This window comes from Corynebacterium sp. HMSC28B08 (assembly GCF_001806865.1).
Lineage (GTDB): Bacteria > Actinomycetota > Actinomycetes > Mycobacteriales > Mycobacteriaceae > Corynebacterium > Corynebacterium auriscanis.
Map to the genome: position 1 here is coordinate 54,122 of NZ_KV786158.1, position 18,859 is coordinate 72,980.

An 18,859-nucleotide genomic window follows, 5' to 3' on the forward strand; every position below is an offset into this window, starting at 1 on the left:
CATGTTTGTGGGATTCATATATATAGATCTGGGAGCCAAAAACACACCCATGAGGTTCGCCTCGCTACGGCCAAATGTGCGCTGGCTCACTTTCGGTGTGCCAAAGTCGGGCTATTAAAAAACGTGTAATTCTATACAGGCGCAGCAACCGCCACCCCGCCCGCAACCATCAGCAATGGCAGCACCAAGCGGCGTCGATTAAAGGCGCAGCAACCGCCACCCCGCCTGCAACCATCAGCAATGGCAGCGCCAAGCGGCGTCGGAAAAAAGAGGCGAGATAAGACAAAGTGCAACCGCCACCCCGCCCGCGACCATCAGCAATGGCAGCACCAAGCGGCGTCGGAAAAAAGAGGCGAGATACGACAAAGTGCAACCACCACACCGCCTTCACACTTTGCCCCGTGACTAAGCTTGGAACCTGTGACCACACAGCCAGAACTAACGGAGCAGTGGCGCCAGTTGGCAGAGCAGGTGCGTACGCACCGCGAACGCTATTACTACGGCGATCCTACGATCAGCGATGAGGAGTTCGACACGCTCCTCGCACAGCTCAAGGAGCTCGAAAGGACGCACCCTGAAGCTGTCACCGGGACCAGCCCCACCCAGGAAGTCGCCCCAGCCCCGCCGAGTGCATTCAACAACGTGGACCACCGCGAGAGGATGCTGTCCTTGGACAATGTCTTCAATGCTGGCGACTTAGAGGCGTGGCTGACGCGCACCCCGGCGGAGACTTACCTCACGGAACTGAAGATTGATGGCGCATCGATCAACCTGCTGTATATCGACGGGAAGCTGGAACTGGCCCTTACACGTGGCGATGGCACCACCGGTGAGGACATTACTCACAATGCACGCACCCTCGATGACATCCCGGATACCCTCACGGGCACCGAGGAGTTTCCCGTTCCGGAGCTCGTAGAGATCCGCGGTGAGGTGTTCATCCAAGTTGAGGACTTCGCAACAATGAACGCCCAACGGCAGGCGGAAGGGCTGAAGCTGTTCGCTAATCCTCGTAACGCTGCTGCTGGTGCGATGCGTCAGAAAAACGCAGCAGACACAGCAAAGCGCCCACTTCGCCTGATCTGCCACGGCATCGGGGCTCGTGAGGGCTTTAATGTCTCCAGCCAACACGAGGCCTACCGTGCGATCGAGGCGTGGGGCCTGCCCGTCAGCCCGTACACTAAGCAGTTGCACTCCCCCAAGGAAGTCCTCAAGGAAGTTGCGTATTGGGGGGATCATCGCCACGATGCAGCACACGAGATGGACGGCCTTGTAGTTAAAGTCGATTCCCTCGATGAACAACTCAGCTTAGGTACCACCAGCCGCGCCCCGCGCTGGGCCATCGCATATAAGTATCCGCCCGAAGAAGCCATGACGCGCCTGCGCAACATCCGCATCGGCATCGGTCGCACGGGCCGCGCCACTCCGTATGCCGTGATGGAGCCGAAGTATGTGGCAGGGTCCACCGTCACCATGGCCACGTTGCACAATCCCACGGAAGCTCACCGCAAAGGTGTGCTACTGGGAGATACCATCATGATCCGCAAAGCCGGTGAGGTCATCCCAGAGGTTTTGGGGCCGGTCGAGGATCTACGCGATGGAACGCAGCGGGAATACCTCTTCTCAAGCGTGTGCCCAGAATGTGGCACCCCCCTGGCTCCTTCTAAGGAGGGCGACGCCGATTGGCGCTGCCCCAATACCCGCAGCTGCCCCGGCCAACTGCACACGCGCCTCACGTACCTGGCGGGGCGCGGGGCATTCGATATTGATGCGTTGGGCGAGCGCGCCGCGTATGACCTCATTAACTCGGGCGTGCTCCCAGATGAATCAGAGTTGTTCGACCTTGGTGAGGAGGATCTGAAGAAGACCACTGCCTATTCCACCAAGGCGGGGGCGCTCAACAAGGCCGGTGAAACCCTGCTGGAGAAGCTAGAAGGCGCCAAGCAGGTAGAACTATGGCGCGTAATCGTTGCTTTGTCTATACGCCATGCAGGCCCAACTGCCGCGAAAGCTTTAGCTGCGCACTACCACAGCATCCCCGCAATCAGCGAGGCGAGCGTGGCAGAGATGTCCACCATCGATGGGGTTGGGGAAATCATCGCCAAATCCGTCGCTGATTGGTTCACCGTTGCATGGCACCGCAATATTGTCGACAAGTGGGCGGCAGCGGGTGTGACGATGGAAGAACAAGCCCCTGAACAAACCGAGGAGGATCTGGCCCAATCGTCCCTTCTGGAAGGCCTGACCATTGTGGTGACGGGCACGTTGGAAAACTTCGATCGCGATAGCGCAAAACAAGCTATTGAATCCCGTGGCGCCAAGGCGGCAGGCAGCGTATCGAAGAAGACCAGCTACCTGGTCGCGGGTGAAAAGGCCGGGTCCAAGCTCACCAAGGCCGAGGATCTGGGTGTGCCCATCCTGAACGAGGCACAATTTATGAAGCTGTTGGATGACGGTTCGGTGTAGAACGAGCTCAGTTGTGGGGCGGTTTCTAGGTAGTGCCCCGATCAGTGCTCCCGCTAGTGCCCGCTCGGGCCACAGGGAATGGCAGCAACACATTGAGGCTACCGGAGTGCCCCCCGATCATTGCTCCCGCTAGTGCCCGCTCGGGCCACAGGGAATAGCAGCGACACATTGAGGCTACCGGAGTGCCCCCCAGAAAATAATGAAGCCCAGCATCCACATCACATGTGGAGCTGGGCTTTCAAACGATTCACACCAGTGCGAATTCTCGCAGCGGGAACTGCGATGCAGTCGCGCTAACGATTTACTCTGCAGCCTCGGTAGCTGCGGAGTCGCTCAGGGAACCCAGAGCCTCGGAAGCGGAACCTGCGGTCTCAGCGGAATCGGTGCCGCCGGACAGCTGAGAAGAACCTGCGTCGGACAGTGCAGCGCCGAAGTCGTTGCCCTCGAACAGCTGGCCGAAGAAGTCCTTAACGAACTTGATGAGGTCGAAGTTGTCGAAAATCTGCTCTACGGAACCCATTGTGTTTCACCTTTCGAAGTGGAGATGGCTTGAAGCCCTTGCGTTTGTTGAACAATATCGCTGTTGTTCACCGACGACACTATGGGCCGCACCCACCCTCCGCAATGGGCTTAAACAAATTTACCCCCAGGTAAGGGGGTAAAGATTTCATTAAGGCCACGTAAGAACAATAGGTGAATATTAGCCTTTCACCAGCGAAGATACTGCAATTCTCGCCGCCGCAGCCGCTTCTGAAGCCTCTCCCTTGGTTCGCACCCCTTCCGGAACTACCACATCAACCATACGTGGCAGCATCCCCTCCTCAAACGACCATTGTCTCCATTGGTTCAACATATTGACAGCAGCCGATTCACCACCCTCGATTCCCGCCGCAACCTCCGCAGAGCCCAACGCCCACCCAATGCGCTGCCCCGTCCCGATTAACTGGCCAATCCGGTCCTTCGCCGCAGACGACTGCAGTTGCTCCGGTGCCACTACCACCGCTTCCCATTCCGACGCCCCCACGGCATACACCACCTCGTCATCCAAGGGGCCATGTGTGTTCAACACCATCGGGCGGTGCACCTGGGAGGCGAACCGCTCCCACACACCCGCCAAGATCTGGCGGTCAACGGGGTCGAAGGTGTCAAAATCAGTGGATCCGCTCAGGCCACTGGCGACTTCTGCGACCCGGGGTTCATGAACGGCAATAATCACTTCTGCAGGGTTACCTGCACTGCCCATGGCCTCGGACCACCACTGTGCTGCCTCCGCCACTGCCTCTCCCAGCGTGACAGCGCAATCTCGGAAAGCCGGGCGATCGCGCAGCAGGGCGTGCCCACGGTATTCCACGTTCGCTCCGAAACTCCACGGGCCTTCCACGTGCACCATCAACCGCTGAGTACGCCCAATCACCAGCTCTTCTGCGAGGTCACGGATTTCGCGCCACGCACCGTCAACACGGCGAGATTCCAAGCTGGGATGTGCCGTGAGCTCCCAGCCCCTGGCATTACTGCGCACGGGGATCTGCGCTATCGACGCAGTAGCGGCGGTGGTATCACCCATGCGCACCACACTCAAAGCAGGTTCACAGCCGATGTCCTCCTCCACATCCACCGTCCTGCGCATGGCAGCCGCCCATGCCTCTCGGTAGTCGAGATTCCGGACCACAGTGTTTTCCCACCAACCGAACCGCATATCTGTCCTTCGCACGTAGATGGCTGTTTTCGGCGTTCCTCGCTGAGTACTCCCTGAATCTAGCGCGGGCCTATACGCGATCCCACGGGCTCGTCGCACGAATCGTGCCCGACCCCAGTAGAATATCCCCGTCATCCTCGGGTTTGTAAACAACCGCTGCCTGGCCCCTCGCCACTCCCTCCAAGGGTTCACGCAGTTCCAATTCCAAGCGCCACGGGGCTTCATCATCGCGCTTCTCGCGACCTGCCGGAGTGACCGGATCGGGATCATCAACCAATCGCGCCAGCGCCGGAACCACACCTCCGTGGGCCCGCACCTGGACCTCGCACTCGAACTCCCGTCCATGAACCTCAGGATTCAATCGCTTCAGCCGATCTGCAACGATTCCGCCGATACGTAAGTCCCTACGGTGCCCCACAGTCACGGTGCCCGTGGCGGCGTCAATATCAGTGACATAGCGAGGTTGTCCGTCGAGCCCCTCCCGCGGCAACCCCAAACCCTTACGCTGGCCGACGGTGAAACCGTACACACCTTCGTGCTCCGCTAGTTTTTCCCCGGCCGTGGACTGCACCATGCCGGGGCGCAGACCGATCTTGTTGCCCAAAAAGGCCTGGGTCCGGCCGTCGGGGATGAAGCAGATATCGTGCGAGTCCGGCTTAGACGCCACGCCGAACCCGTGCCCCGCCGCCTCTTCACGAATATCGGGCTTGATCGTATCGCCGACGGGGAACATGCAGTGCGCCAACTGTTCGTCAGTCAGCACGCCCAACACGTAGGACTGATCCTTATTGGCATCGATGCCACGACGCAAAACACCGTCGTGCAGCCGTGCATAGTGCCCCGTCGCCACGGCATCGAATCCCAGCGCAATGGAACGGTCCAGGAGCGCCTCAAACTTGATCTTCTCGTTGCAGCGCAAACATGGATTGGGGGTTTCACCAATTGCGTACGAATCCACGAAATCATCGATCACATCCGCTTTGAAGCGATCGGAGAAATCCCACACGTAAAACGGGATGCCCAACTTGTCAGCCACGCGCCGGGCATCGGCGGAATCCTCGAGGGAGCAACAACCACGTGAGCCCGCCCGCACAGCTTCCGGAGATTGGGATAGGGCTAGGTGCACGCCGACCACATCGTGCCCCGCTTCCAGCGCCCGGGAGGCCGCGACCGCCGAATCCACTCCACCACTCATTGCTGCTACAACACGCATAGTGGGCAGGTTACTCGTTCACCGTGGCGAAAATCCATTTCGTGGCAACGCGCAGGCCTGCACACCCACCAGGGGCCCCAGCTTGTGCCGGTAACGGGCTACCCCTCGATAGACCAGTTTCGCCATAAGCGATATAACCGGTGCGTTCAGTGCGCGACCTGTCAGCCGAACCGCCGTGGTGTGCCCGTGATCCGCCAGAGCCATACCGATCGCGCGATGGCCTCCGAACAGCTCGGGCTCTCCCTCAGCACCACCCCGCCAGTACACCGCCTCTGTCGCAATTCTCTGCTGCACCCTTCGCTCCACCGCTGTTGGCACAGGTGTTTGCGAGCGACCCACCCACGCTGGGCGTACCTCCAGTCCCCCGTTGGTCAACCCACGCAGCCTCTCGGCCGACCACTGACAGAATCCGCAATCGCCGTCGTAAAAGAAGGTGCTCATACCCATCACCTTAGTAGGCCATTCCAGCAGCTCTGGCCCGCTCAATGATCCGTGGCAGCGTATGTGCGAGATCTCCAATAGCCTCTGCGTCAGCATCGGGCCCAATAGTCAATCGCAACGCACCACGCGCGATGGCCACATCCACTCCCATCGCCGTAAGCACCGTCGACGCTCGATTAACCCCCGCGCTGCACGCCGATCCCGTCGAGGCATCCACCCCGGCTGCATCCAGCAACATAATGAGACTATCGCCCTCCGCCCCCGGCACGCTGATGTGCAGATGGCCCGCAAGTGCAGGCTCATTCGTCCACACACGTACCCCGTCGATGCCCTCCACTGCTCCCCGCAGCTGATCGCGGTAGGCGGCTATCGTTCGATTTTCTTCTTCCATCTTTTTTACCGACGCCCCCAGCGCCGCAGCCGCCCCGACCGCACCTTGCACGTTCACTGTCCCCGACCGCAATTTCCGTTCTTGTCCCCCTCCCCGTACGGGGCTCAAGATATCGGCATCGCGACGGGCCAGCAGAATCCCCACTGACTTCGGCCCGCCAAATTTATGCGCGCTGGCTGCCAAGGTGGTGGCGCCAAGCTCGTGGAAGTTAACCTCAACATGCCCTACGGCTTGCACGGCATCGGTATGAAATGGGATGTTCCGTTCGCGCGCGAACTCTGCAAGTTGCTTCACGGGTTGAATATTGCCCGTTTCGTTGTTCGCCCACATGCAGGTCAACACTGCCACGTCTCCTGCCTCATCCAGCTGGCGGTCTAATTCGGGCACGCCTACCACCACTCGACCGCTCGGATCGACGGGCAATCGAAAGCGATCGAAACCGAAGTCAATCGGGCCCGCGGTGAGCCAGTCCACGGATTCGGCCACCGCTGGGTGTTCAATATCTGCGCTAGCAACAACCCGAGCCGCTCGGCGTGCCAGTGATCCAAACGCCAATCCTTGAATGGCGATATTGTCCGCTTCCGTCCCCGAACCGGTAAAAATCACCTCCGCAGAGTCCGCCCCCAAAAGCTCCGCAATCTGCTCGCGCGCATCCTCGACCATACTGCGGGCCGCACGGCCAGAAGCGTACTGTCCTGCGGGATTGAGTTCTCGGGCAGCCTGCACCATCGCTTCGTGAGCCTCGGGGCGAAGCCGCTGTGTGGCTGCATTATCAAGATAAAGTCGAGAGGAATTCACGCTAGCTAGCCTAGTCCGCACGCCAAGGCGGTTTGAAAATCGGGCAGACCTGCGGGTTCGCTAAGTATCCCCTCGGAGGCACACACCCCGGGGTCTTGTTAACTCGCCCGTCAGCCCTGCAGGATCTGGCAAAACCACTCACTGCGCCTTATATCGATCAAATCTATTCAGTCTGACCACCTCTACGCGATCTATCAAATCTATTCAGTCTGACCACCTCTACACGATCTATCAAATCTATTCAGGCCGGTCACTACCGTACGATCTATCAAATCCATCCAAGCTGGACACCGCTGCACGATCTATCAAATCTATTCAATCCATCCTCATCTATGAGATCTATCAAGTGTCCACGTGCGTCGCTAAGCTCGTATCCATGGCACCATCACGTCGCAGTTTCACACCTCAGCCCGCGAACCCACCACGCAATCCTTTCCGGCCCAGCTTCGGCGCGTCGCCCTATTACCTCGCCGGTCGGGAAGCCCTGCTGCGGCAATTCCAGCTCAGCCTCATGGAAGGCCCCGGTTCACCCCACCGAGCACTGCTTGTCAGCGGCGTCCGCGGTGTGGGCAAAACCGTCCTACTTAATGAACTCGAAGATACTGCCCAGGCTCAAGGTTGGATGACCCTACGGTGCTATCCGCACGCCTCGATGATCGACGAGCTGGTCAATACAACCGTTCCCCGCGCCATTACATCCATCAACCCGCCCTCCCAGCGCAAAATCTCTGGCGGCTCAATCCCCGGTGTTGGTGGCATTCGCACCGACCGGAACCCTGAAGCCACCGCCTTGGAGTCCTCGCCCACACTCATCACGCGACTCAACGAACTCATGGACAGCCTCACAGGTTCCGGAATCCTGCTGACTCTCGATGAACTACAAGCCGCCAACGTCAATCAATTGCATACGCTGGCCACCGCCGTCCAAGACCTCGTCCGCGATGACCGAGACATTGCCATCGCCTGCGCCGGGCTCCCGCATGGAGTGGAGGAACTCCTGCAGCACGAAGGCACAACATTCATGCGCCGCGCCACCCGTGTGGACTTGCACTCCATCTCCGATGAAGACGTAGCTACAACCCTCCAAACCACGATTGAAGACGCCGGCAAGCACATCACTCCTGAAGCCCTCACGCTCGCGACCGATCTCTGCCGGGGTTATCCCTACCTCATCCAGGTGGTCGGTTCGCTGTGTTGGGCTGCCTCAAACCTAGACCACGCCACCGCGATCTCCCCCGCCCACGTTTCCCAGATTGCCGATGACGCAATCGGGCGGATGAAGCACCAAGTCCACAAGCCAGCGCTCACCAAGGTCCCAACCGGAGAATTAGCATTCCTGCGTGCCATGGCGGCGTCGAGGGAAGAAAAAGTGCCCACCGCGGCCATTGCTCAGACACTTGGAGTACCACCAAACGGGATTTCCGCGCGACGGCAACGGCTCATCGACCGGGACCTCATCGAGCCCGCGGGGTTCGGCGCGGTGAGGTTCACCCTGCCGTATTTGGGGGACTATCTGCGGGAATCTGAGCGGTAAAATCGAAGACGCGGTTTGATTCAGGGTTTGATTCTGGCACATCAGCCGGCAACCAATTGCGCGCACCCTGGCCCGCCGGCAACCAATTGTGCGCACCCCGACCCCAAACAGACCAAAACCGGCACCAACCCCAAAACATGGGGTCAGCGCCGGTAGAAAAGGGAATCCCGAAAGACCGAGATGAGAACCCCTTTAGCGGTTCTTGAGTTCCTCAATGGCCTGTGGAGCAACCTGGAACAGGTCGCCTACGATACCGAGGTCGGCGATCTCGAAAATGGAAGCCTCTTCGTCCTTGTTCACAGCAACGATGGTCTTAGAGGTCTGCATACCAGCCTTGTGCTGAATAGCACCGGAGATACCGAGGGCGATGTACAGGTTTGGAGACACGGTAACGCCGGTCTGACCAACCTGGAACTTACCGGGGTAGAAGTCTGCGTCAACAGCTGCACGGGAAGCACCAACTGCGCCGCCCAGCTGGTCAGCCAGTGGCTCGACAACGTCAGCGAAGCCTTCAGCACCGCCGACACCGCGACCACCGGAAACGACGATCTTAGCCTCGGTCAACTCTGGGCGATCGCCCTTTTCAGCTGGAGCGAAGGAGTTGATCTTCACAGCGGTTGGACCTGGCTGTGGCAGCTCAACCTGCTGCACGTTCCCAGCAGCAGCCTGCGGCTGTGGCTCAACGGAGCCTGGGCGCAGTGCGAACACTGGGCTTGCGCCAGCAGCAGCGGTATCGACGGTGTATTCGCCACCGAAGATGGACTTGGTTGCTTTACCGTCGGCCTCAACGGCAACCGCATCGTAGATCACACCGGAGGAAACGCGGGCGCCCACGCGACCTGCGATCTCCATGCCAGCTGCGGAAGCAGCCACGAACACGGGAACCTGGAGGTGTGCTGCCAAGCCGGAAACGGCATCGACGGATGGGGTGATGATGTAGTCATCAGCGAAGTCGGCCTCAGCGGAGTAGATCTCCTCCGCACCGGCCTCGGCCAGAGCGGCCTGAAGCTTATCGGTGGTGCCTGGAGTGCCGACGACGATTGCGCCTACAGAACCGTAGACGCGAGCTGCGGTGATGAGCTCGGTGGTTACGCCACGCAGCTCACCTTCACCGTGCTCTACCAGTACTAGTGCATTAGCCATGGTGACAAAATCCTTACGTAGAGATGCTCGTCAAATATTTGACAGTTGGTAGTGGTTAGCGCAAATGGCTTAGATGAGCTTTTCCTTGACCAGGAATTCAACAAGCTTCTTGCCGCCGTCGCCTTCGTCGGTGATGATCTCACCGGCAGACTTTGGTGGCTTAGGAGTAACGCCAGCGACGGACGTGGTGGCGTTGTTCAGACCAACGTTGGCAGCATCCACGCCGATGTCAGACAGGGACAGCTCCTTGATGGTCTTCTTCTTTGCGGCCATGATGCCCTTGAACGCAGCGAAGCGTGGGGTGGGAGCCTTTTCCATAATGGAAACAATGGCTGGTGCTGGGGCTTCGAGCTCGAAGCGACCCTCGTCAACCAGGCGGGTGCCCTTGACGGTATCGCCCTCGAGGGAAACCTCAGACAGGTGGGTCAAAGCTGGGATCTGGCGGTACTCAGCCAGCAGACCTGCCATGGAGCCGGATCCACCATCGGTAGATGCGTTACCCGTGACGATCAGCTTGATATCTTCGATCTGGTTAAGCGCATTGGTCAAAGCCCATGCGGTACCCAACGTGTCAGAACCAGCCAAGGCATCGTCGGTGACCAGAATTGCCTCGTCGCAACCCAAGGACAGAGCCTTGCGCAGTGCCTCGGTAGAGCTTGCTGGCCCCACGGAGAGCACGATGACGTTGAGGGAATCGTCCGCTTCCTTCAGACGAAGAGCGGATTCCACAGCAAATTCGTTAATCTCGTCCAGCACCTTGTCCGCAGAATCGCGATCCAAAGTGAAGTCGTCTTCCTTCAGCTTGCGCTCGGAGTAGGTGTCCGGCACCTGCTTGACCAGAACAACGATGTTCGACATTCGTTGGCCTTCCTGATTGATTTTTGTGATTCGTAACCATGCTACCCGTAGGAACGTGACAATCGCCACAAGTTACAGATATTTTTTTATCTATACCCCACCTATCCTCGTTCTACCTCACAAATAAACGCAGTTGCGGCAGAACCTACCCGCGTCAGTACCACCGTTGCCTGTTGCGCACCCTTGAGCTTGAGCTTCTTTCGCAGCACATCAGGATCCACGTCCACACCCCTCACCAAAATTTCTAGTTTGCCGACGCCCCTCGCCGCCAGCGCCCCACGCAACTGCTTTGGGGGCACTTCCTCCAGCACCCGGAATCCGCGTTCACCCGCGGGAACCACATCCCCGGTCAAGTAGGCGATCCGGTGATCAAGCTGCCAAAGCCCATGCTGAGCTGCGTAATGCCGTACTAAACCGGCGCGCACAATGGCCCCATCGGGATCAATGATGTACTTACCCGGTGCCCCCTCCCCAACGTTATCGTCCATGGTCGACGTCACGATCTGTGGCGTGGCCTCTGCACGCAGTACGACGGCACGCATCAGCAGCTTGTTGCCCTCGCGGAATACTCCGCCTTCAGCCCCTGGTCCGACCGCTGCACACGCGGTCGCCGACAGGTCCCCACCTACCGGACCAAACCGACCGCCTCCTGCCCCTGCCACCAGTCCAGGGGTGTACACGCATGCCTCTTTGACCTGTCGATCCACGCTTACCACATCGACCATGCCGGCCCATTCACGCACGTCGTTAAAGTCGATACCCGGGGCGCACTTGATCGCGAATTCAGTCCGAGCAGGATACGCCGCCAATAGATCCTCTACTGAGGGGACAACATCCGCCAACGAGCTAATCCGTCCGGAAGAATTCCTACGCGCAGGATCGGCCACCACTACTGGGGCGCTGGTTGCTGGGCGCGTGGCGTCGGCACAAAAGACCCCAACCGGTGCCACGTTGCGCTTGGCCATCCGCAGACGAGCGACATCCACGTCAGAACCCACCGCGTCCACGCCCTCCGCATGCAGGACGCGCAGTTCCGTGCCCACACTGCAGGTCACGTCGTGCACCCAGCCCACTCCCAGCGAAGCCAGATGCCTTGCCCGCCACTCAGCTACGCCTTCGGGGGTGGCCTGTTGTACCGCGTCGCTATCAGCCCACCAGTTGTGTGCCACTGCGGGATCCATTTTTTTCGACGCCGCGCGCCGCGCTAACACAATCTCCACCAGAGCCCGGGCGTGATCACCGGCGGTTTTTCGCAGTGTTGCTATGTCGGCGAGCATGGACTTTTTACTTAGCGTCAATTGCTCGGCGCTGGTGATCAATTCTGGGTGCGCAAAGAGGAAATCAAGTTCGGAATGGGAAAACGACATAGTGGCGGTTCAAAAGGGTTTCTGTAGGAAGCTACCGGGGTAGAAAAGGCGAATGCAGGGGAGGTGAACGGCACACCCGTGATCCCGAAAGCTACTGCAGGAAGCTACCGGGACTGTGCTCGAATGGGTGTTCTGGCAAGTCCGCAGGATCCACTGCAAATTTCATTCCCGGCGCGAAGTGGCGCTTCGGGGAGCCGTACATCTGGGTTTCCATGAGGTAATACTCCGCCATGTAAGGCTCGTCCACCGGCTCCACCAACACTGGGTCCACGGAGATGTTGGCCGAGAAATCGAGGATCTCCTGAACAGTACGGAATGTGTCCAGCAGTTTGAGCTGTGCCCAAGTAGGTGGCATCAGGCCAATTTTGCGAGCGCGCCAGCCGTCCAACAAAGTGGACGGACGGAACCAGCCGGTGGAAGTGGCTTCACGCGTATCGCCGCACGTTTGCTGACCTTCGGGAAGGGCGGCGACGAAGAACGCTGTGTCGTAGCGAATGGGTTGTTCCTTGGGGGTAACCCAGTTAGCCCATGGCCGGATGAGATCACTGCGCAACACCAGCGTGTTGTTGTGCATGAAGTCGGTGAAACTGAGCTGGTGGTTTTCCAGTTGGTGCCGTTCGTCTTGGAACGGGGTGGTATCCCCCACAATGGTACCGTCGAGGCGACCGGCTAAAAGCGTTCCCGACTCTTCGAACGTTTCTCGGACGGCGGCGCACACGAGGGCGCGGGCGATGGCAGGAGATTTCTGGAGACGCTCTGCCCACCACGCAACTTCGGGGCCCTGCCACTGCACTTCTGGTGAATCTTGGCCATCGCCATCCACGTCACCTGGCATATCGCGCGAATCCACACCGCCACCTGGGAAAACCGTCATTTGCGGGCAGAACGACATGGTGGACGCGCGCTCCTGGACATATACCTCTGGACCCGACAACGTGTCGCGCAACAGAATCACTGTGGATGCGTGTCGGGGCTCAACGGGTCCAAGACGGTGCGGGCTCATAATTGTTCATCTTAGTCATGAGTCGCGACACGAGTTGCGCGATCGGTAGCTGCCACCCCGACGCACCCGACGAGCACACCACCGGCCCCGACACTAACCCCGACCCGAGCTACCCGAACGGTGACTACCACCCCGACGCACCCGACGAGCAAACCACCGGCCCCGATCGTGATGAACCTCAATCGGCTGGTGGTAGGCGCGGGTGAGGTTCTCGCTTGTCATGACATCCTCCAGCAGCCCTTGGGCGACAACCTGGCCCTCGTCCAAAAGCATCGCATGCGTAAACCCCGGCGGTATTTCTTCCACATGGTGGGTGATCATGACGATCGCCGGGGAGTCCGGATCTGCGGCCAATTCACTGAGCAGTTGGATGAGGTCCTCGCGACCTCCGAGGTCCAGGCCAGCACCGGGTTCATCCAACAGCAGTAGCTCTGGATCGGTCATGAGCGCGCGGGCGATGAGGGTCCGCTTACGCTCGCCTTCGGACAGTGTTCCCCACTTTCGGTTGGCAAGGTGGATGGCCCCGACGGATTCCAAGATCTCGACCGCCCGATCCTCATCCATTGCTTCGTAGTCTTCGCGCCAACGGCCCAACACGTCGTAGCCAGCCGAAATAACAAGGTCCGCTACACGCTCATCATTGGGAATGCGTTGTGCCAGCGCTGAGGAACTCATGCCGATAGCAGTACGGATCTCGCGCAAGTCCACCTTGCCCATTTGTTCGCCCACTAGTCGAACAATGCCCGTGCTAGGAAACATTTGCGCACTAGCTACTCGCATTAGTGTGGTTTTACCGGCACCGTTAGGCCCAATGATGATCCAGCGTTCATCGAGCTCAACCTGCCAGTTGAGGGGCGAGAGGATCGCATTTCCCTCACGTACCACCGACACTCCGCGCATGTCGATCATGATGTCTTCATCCACAGCGGCTTCCTTCGCCGGGCTGGAAATCAGAGGGGACGTAGATGGAGTGCGCTCAACAGTCATGCCTCTAATGGTGCCCGAAACCTCGGCCAACCGAAACAACAACCACCGAATAGACACCCCAAAAACTCACCCAGCCGAAACAACAACCACCGAATAGACACCCCAAAAACTCACCCAGCCGAAACAACAACCACCGATTAGGCTTTAAAGGTATGCACACATTCCCCCGGTTAGGCGTGGACAATATCCACCCCGTCATCATGGAAGGTTCCGTTCCAGCCAAAGCGCTTGTCGGTCAAGTAATGCCTATTAGGGCAACCGTGTGGCGCGAAGGACACGATGCGATCTCTGCCACCTTGGTAGTGCGCCGTCCCGCAGGCGCGGAGGGCGGGCGCACCAAGGTCACGATGTTGCCCGATCCGGATAACCCGGATCACCGCCACGCGGTCATCATCCCCGACGTTCCCGGTTTGTGGACATTCCGGATCGACGCGTGGTCCGATCCAATTGCCACATGGAATAACGCGGTCCAGAAAAAGGTAGCGGCGGGGCAAGACGCCGAAGCCCTGGCCAACGACTTGGAAGTTGGGGCCCAGTTATTCGAGCGCGCCGAGGGGAAAGTCTCCCGATCCGCGGTGAGCACCATCAAACAAGTTGTTGTGGCTTTACGTGATACGAACCTCCCACTGGACCACCGCATCGCGCCAGCCTTCACCGATGAGGTAAAGCGGGCTCTGAATCGGCGTCCTGTGCGTGACCTGCTCACGAAGGGCCGTGAGTTCGAGATTTTGGTTGAGCCGCTGGAAAGTGGCGTCGGTGCTTGGTATGAGTTTTTCCCCCGCTCGACCGGCGGCGTTGATGAAACGGGCCAACCAGTACACGGCACTTTTGCAACCGCGGAAAAAGACTTGCCGCGTATCGCAGGAATGGGGTTCGACACGATCTACCTGCCCCCCATTCACCCGATCGGTACGATCAACCGAAAAGGTAAAAACAACACACTGACCCCGACGGCGCAGGACGTGGGTTCCCCGTGGGCGATCGGTAGCGCCGAAGGTGGGCATGAAGCAATCCATCCCCAGCTAGGAACAGTCGAAGATTTCACACATTTCGTAGCCGTAGCTCACGAAAATGGTTTGCGGGTGGCACTCGATCTGGCGTTGCAGTGCGCTCCCGACCACCCTTGGGCAAAGTCCCACCCCGAGTGGTTCACGGTGCTGCCCGATGGGCACATCGCATATGCCGAAAACCCACCGAAGAAGTACCAAGACATCTACCCTCTCAACTTCGATAACGACCCAGAGGGCATTTACCACGCGGTGCTGGACGTTGTTCGGTTGTGGATCGAGCGCGGAGTTCGCGTATTCCGCGTGGACAACCCCCACACTAAGCCCACCGCATTCTGGCACTGGCTGATCGGCCAAATCCACGCAGAATTCCCTGATGTGGTGTTCCTTGCCGAGGCATTCACCCGCCCACCGCGCCTGTATGGGCTCGCCAAGGCCGGATTCACGCAGTCCTACAGCTACTTCACGTGGAAAACCACAAAGGAGGAGCTCACTGAGTTCGCGACCGATGTGGCCGAAGGCGCGGATGTATTCCGCCCCAACTTGTTCGTCAATACCCCGGACATTCTCCACGAATCGCTGCAAACCGGTGGCCGAGCGATGTTCGCTATCCGCGCTGCACTGGCGGCAACCATGAGCCCGCTGTGGGGTGTGTATTCCGGTTATGAACTGTACGAATCCACACCTGTTCATGAAGGTAGCGAGGAGTATCTCAACAGCGAGAAGTACGAACTACGCCCACGTGACTTCGACGTGGAAGATTCCCTAGCGCCGTGGCTCACCCGTTTGAACGAGATCCGCCGCGCTAACCCAGCCCTTCTGCAGCAACGAAATCTGCACATTCACGAGACATCGAGCGACCACTTGTTGGCCTATTCGCGTGTGGACGCAATCACCGGCAATGCCGTGTTGGTGGTAGTGACGCTAGATTCCCACCAGATCCAAGAAGGCACTGTAACCCTGGACCTAGAGGCCTTGGGACTTGCTGACCAAGAATCTTTCGAAGTGACGGATCTGGTAACCCAGCAAACGTGGGATTGGTCGAGAGAAAACTACGTGCGCCTGGACCCAGACTTCGAGGTCGCTCACATCGTACAGTTACCGCAGATTCCGGAGCACCTGCGCATGGCCACCACATTCCGCCAAGACGAATGGGACCCTCGCAGGTAAACTTGGTCGTTATGACAAGTCAAACCCCCGTACAGCTCATCGACGACGACGACCGGACGCGTTTGGTTCAACGTCGGCACCACGCACCGCATGATGTGCTGGGGGTTCATAGCTTGCACGACGGCCGTGGCGTTCTCCGTACCGTGCAATGCGGGGCCAGTGCCGTCACGGCCCGCTTGGCCCCTTCAGGCGATGAGATTCAACTCGAGCACATTGGTGACGACATCTTCGCTGCCGCCCTCACGGTCCCCGCCAGTGAGGTTGCTACCTACGAGCTCGATATCACGTGGGCCGATGGCTCCTCCAGCACCATCAGCCAAGATCCCTACCGGCAGCCCCCCACAGTGGGCGACGTTGATCAGCACCTTATCGGCGAGGGACGCCACGAGCGCCTGTGGGAAGTACTCGGTGCTCACCTCTTCGATGACGAGCTGTGCTCCTTCGCCGTGTGGGCACCTCATGCCGCAGGTGTATCCATTATCGGTGACTTCAATGGCTGGAACCCCCGCCAACACCCCATGCGAGCGCTGGGCAGCTCGGGGATTTGGGAAATCAGCCTGCCCGGAGTCTCCGCTGGATCCGTTTACAAGTTCCACATCACCACCGGCGACGGCGTGCACATGGATAAAGCTGACCCCATGGCTCGATTAGCCGAACGCTCCCCTGCCACTGGCAGCATCGTTGTAGCGCCATCCCGCTACGAGTGGAACGATGGCGCATGGCTGGCCAAGCGCGCCACCGCAGCCCACGATCTCAACCCCATGAGCATCTACGAGGTGCACTTCGGCAGCTGGCGCAAAGGTCTGAGCTACCAAGATATGGCCACGGAACTGGTTGACTACGTCCGCGAGAAAGGCTTCACGCACGTAGAGCTCATGGGTATTTCAGAGCACCCCTTCGAGCCGTCATGGGGGTATCAGGTCACCAGCTACTACGCTCCCAATAACCGCTTCGGTTCACCGGATGATTTGCGTGCGCTGATCGATGCTTTCCACCAAGCGGGCATTGGCGTGATCATGGACTGGGTCCCCGGTCACTTCCCCAAGGACGAATGGGCTCTGGGCAAGTTCGACGGCCAAGCCTGCTATGAACACCCCGATCCGCGCCGCGGTGAGCAACCTGATTGGGGCACCTATGTTTTCGACTTCGGCCGGGCGGAAGTAAAGAACTTCCTCGTTGCCAACGCCTTGTACTGGTGCCGTGAGTTCCACATCGATGGCCTGCGCGTGGATGCCGTGGCGTCGATTCTGTATTTGGATTACTCCCGCGAAGAGGGCGAGTGGCTACCGAACATCTATGGTGGCCGGGAAAACCTCGATGCCGTGAGCTTCCTGCAAGAAATGAATGCGACCGTGCACCGCGACAGCCCCGGTGTGCTGACCATCGCAGAAGAGTCGACCTCCTGGCCCGGTGTAACCGCCCCCACCAGCGACAATGGTTTGGGTTTCAGCTTGAAGTGGAACATGGGCTGGATGCACGACACGCTGGAGTATGTTCAACGAGATCCCATCCACCGCAGCCACCACCACGGAGAAATCACGTTTTCCATGGTGTATGCCTACTCCGAGAAGTACGTGCTACCTATCAGCCACGACGAGGTCGTCCACGGCAAGGGCACGCTGTGGTCGCGTATGCCTGCGGGCCACAGTTGGGATCGCGCAGCGATGGTCCGCGCGTTGCTTGCATACATGTGGACTCACCCGGGCAAGAAACTGCTGTTCCAAGGCCAGGAATGGGGTCAGCCTGCCGAATGGAACGAAGCAAAAGGCTTGGACTGGGCCGATTTGGAAGGCTGGGAGGGCGAATTCCACCGTGGAATCTCGGGATTGGTAAGCCAACTCAACCAGCTGTACACTTCCCTGCCTGCTTTGAGCAGCAGCGATCACGATCCGCGCGGTTTCCGTTGGATTGCCGCCGATGATGCGGCAAACAACGTGCTTTCTTACCTTCGACGCCACAAGCTGCCCGACGGAAGCGACCAATGGGTAGCCTGTGTGGTCAACTTTTCGGGTTCTTCGTATTCCAACTACCGGATTGGATTGCCGGTGGCGGGGACGTGGCGCGAGGTACTGAATACGGACGCCACTGAGTTCGAGGGCGCGGGCCGCGCGGTCGGTCTGGATTTGGACGCCCAAACCCCTGGGTCCCACGGCTTGTCATTCAGCGCGCACTTGGATGTGCCGGCGCACAGCGCGCGAGTGTTCTTGCTGAGTTAGGGTCGTACTTGCTGGGTTAAATCGGTTTTAGCTGGGCTCACGCGCACCCGCCAGCCAAAACTATTCCCACTGGGCTCACACACACCCACCAGCCAAAACTATTCCCACTGGGCTCACACACCCGCCAGCCAAAACTATTCCCACTGGGCTGGGGCGCTGCGGGTGGCTCACTGGCGGCCCCGATACACACCGCTTTCCGGTGTCCTCTTTCCCTCTCGGAGTCCTCACGCTTACCCTGCCTGCGAAAAGCAGAACGAGATGCGCAAGCCCCCATCCGCGCGCAAAAAAGCAGAACGAGATGCGCAAGCCCCCATCTGCGAAAAGCAGACCGAGATGCGCAAAAACACCTCCATTCATGTCATCTCATTCTGCTCAGCAAGCACCCCACCCCCCGCCAACACGCATCCCCAGCCTGCGAAAAGCAGAACGAGAAGCACAAGCCCCCATCCGCCCGCAAAAAGCAGAACGAGATGTCCCCCCCATCTACGAAAAGCAGACCGAGATGTCCCCCCCCATCTACGAAAAGCAGACCGAGATGCACAAAAACACCTCCATTCATGTCATCTCAT

Annotated in this window: 15 protein-coding genes; 5 read left to right on the forward strand and 10 right to left on the reverse strand. The window is 59.1% G+C overall.

Annotation, left to right across the window (positions count from 1 at the left end; translation table 11 throughout):
* Positions 1 to 420 precede the first annotated feature (420 nt).
* Complete coding sequence (ligA, locus tag HMPREF3098_RS02280; protein WP_070433834.1) at positions 421 to 2,466, forward strand: NAD-dependent DNA ligase LigA; 2,046 nt, start codon at positions 421 to 423, stop codon at positions 2,464 to 2,466.
* A gap of 301 nt (positions 2,467 to 2,767) precedes the next feature.
* Here ligA and HMPREF3098_RS02285 read toward each other — a convergent pair whose 3' ends face one another.
* The 5 genes from HMPREF3098_RS02285 to HMPREF3098_RS02305 all read right to left on the reverse strand — a co-directional run bounded on the left by HMPREF3098_RS02285 (position 2,768) and on the right by HMPREF3098_RS02305 (position 7,005).
* Complete coding sequence (locus HMPREF3098_RS02285) at positions 2,768 to 2,986, reverse strand: hypothetical protein (RefSeq protein ID WP_035115275.1); 219 nt, start codon at positions 2,984 to 2,986, stop codon at positions 2,768 to 2,770.
* A 180-nt stretch (positions 2,987 to 3,166) separates the two neighbouring features.
* Positions 3,167 to 4,162, reverse strand: a complete 996-nt coding sequence (locus HMPREF3098_RS02290) for a uroporphyrinogen decarboxylase/cobalamine-independent methonine synthase family protein (protein WP_070433835.1) — start codon at positions 4,160 to 4,162, stop codon at positions 3,167 to 3,169.
* Positions 4,163 to 4,232: 70 nt separating this feature from the next.
* Positions 4,233 to 5,375, reverse strand: a complete 1,143-nt coding sequence (gene mnmA, locus HMPREF3098_RS02295; protein WP_070433836.1) for a tRNA 2-thiouridine(34) synthase MnmA — start codon at positions 5,373 to 5,375, stop codon at positions 4,233 to 4,235.
* An 18-nt stretch (positions 5,376 to 5,393) separates the two neighbouring features.
* Positions 5,394 to 5,816, reverse strand: a complete 423-nt coding sequence (locus tag HMPREF3098_RS02300; RefSeq protein WP_070433837.1) for a DCC1-like thiol-disulfide oxidoreductase family protein — start codon at positions 5,814 to 5,816, stop codon at positions 5,394 to 5,396.
* A gap of 10 nt (positions 5,817 to 5,826) precedes the next feature.
* Complete coding sequence (locus HMPREF3098_RS02305; RefSeq protein WP_070433838.1) at positions 5,827 to 7,005, reverse strand: cysteine desulfurase family protein; 1,179 nt, start codon at positions 7,003 to 7,005, stop codon at positions 5,827 to 5,829.
* Positions 7,006 to 7,381: 376 nt separating this feature from the next.
* On the opposite strand from HMPREF3098_RS02305, the gene HMPREF3098_RS02310 reads away from it, so the two are divergent.
* Positions 7,382 to 8,539, forward strand: a complete 1,158-nt coding sequence (locus HMPREF3098_RS02310; RefSeq protein WP_070433917.1) for an ATP-binding protein — start codon at positions 7,382 to 7,384, stop codon at positions 8,537 to 8,539.
* Between the two features lie 192 nt (positions 8,540 to 8,731).
* On the opposite strand, the gene HMPREF3098_RS02315 is transcribed toward HMPREF3098_RS02310, so the two are convergent.
* The 5 genes from HMPREF3098_RS02315 to HMPREF3098_RS02335 form a co-directional block, all read right to left on the reverse strand.
* On the reverse strand, positions 8,732 to 9,682 hold the full coding sequence (locus HMPREF3098_RS02315) for an electron transfer flavoprotein subunit alpha/FixB family protein (protein ID WP_070433839.1): 951 nt from the start codon (positions 9,680 to 9,682) through the stop codon (positions 8,732 to 8,734).
* A gap of 69 nt (positions 9,683 to 9,751) precedes the next feature.
* Positions 9,752 to 10,540, reverse strand: coding sequence for an electron transfer flavoprotein subunit beta/FixA family protein (locus HMPREF3098_RS02320; RefSeq protein WP_070433840.1), 789 nt, complete (start codon positions 10,538 to 10,540; stop codon positions 9,752 to 9,754).
* Positions 10,541 to 10,641: 101 nt separating this feature from the next.
* On the reverse strand, positions 10,642 to 11,907 hold the full coding sequence (locus HMPREF3098_RS02325; RefSeq protein ID WP_070433841.1) for a THUMP-like domain-containing protein: 1,266 nt from the start codon (positions 11,905 to 11,907) through the stop codon (positions 10,642 to 10,644).
* A 91-nt stretch (positions 11,908 to 11,998) separates the two neighbouring features.
* Positions 11,999 to 12,910 (reverse strand): NUDIX hydrolase, encoded by a 912-nt coding sequence (locus HMPREF3098_RS02330; RefSeq protein WP_035115260.1) that lies wholly within the window; start codon positions 12,908 to 12,910, stop codon positions 11,999 to 12,001.
* A 93-nt stretch (positions 12,911 to 13,003) separates the two neighbouring features.
* Entirely contained in the window at positions 13,004 to 13,897 is an 894-nt protein-coding gene (locus tag HMPREF3098_RS02335) for an ABC transporter ATP-binding protein (protein ID WP_035115337.1), read from the reverse strand.
* Positions 13,898 to 14,049: 152 nt separating this feature from the next.
* Between HMPREF3098_RS02335 and HMPREF3098_RS02340 the strand changes: the two genes are divergently transcribed.
* The 3 genes from HMPREF3098_RS02340 to HMPREF3098_RS11635 all read left to right on the forward strand — a co-directional run.
* Positions 14,050 to 16,074: an alpha-1,4-glucan--maltose-1-phosphate maltosyltransferase gene (locus HMPREF3098_RS02340; protein WP_070433842.1), complete on the forward strand. Its 2,025-nt coding sequence runs from the start codon at positions 14,050 to 14,052 to the stop codon at positions 16,072 to 16,074.
* 11 nt (positions 16,075 to 16,085) lie between these two features.
* Positions 16,086 to 18,290, forward strand: coding sequence for a 1,4-alpha-glucan branching protein GlgB (glgB, locus tag HMPREF3098_RS02345; RefSeq protein ID WP_070433843.1), 2,205 nt, complete (start codon positions 16,086 to 16,088; stop codon positions 18,288 to 18,290).
* A gap of 355 nt (positions 18,291 to 18,645) precedes the next feature.
* Positions 18,646 to 18,859: hypothetical protein (locus tag HMPREF3098_RS11635; RefSeq protein WP_210385923.1), on the forward strand; the 214-nt coding region annotated here is incomplete at its 3' end.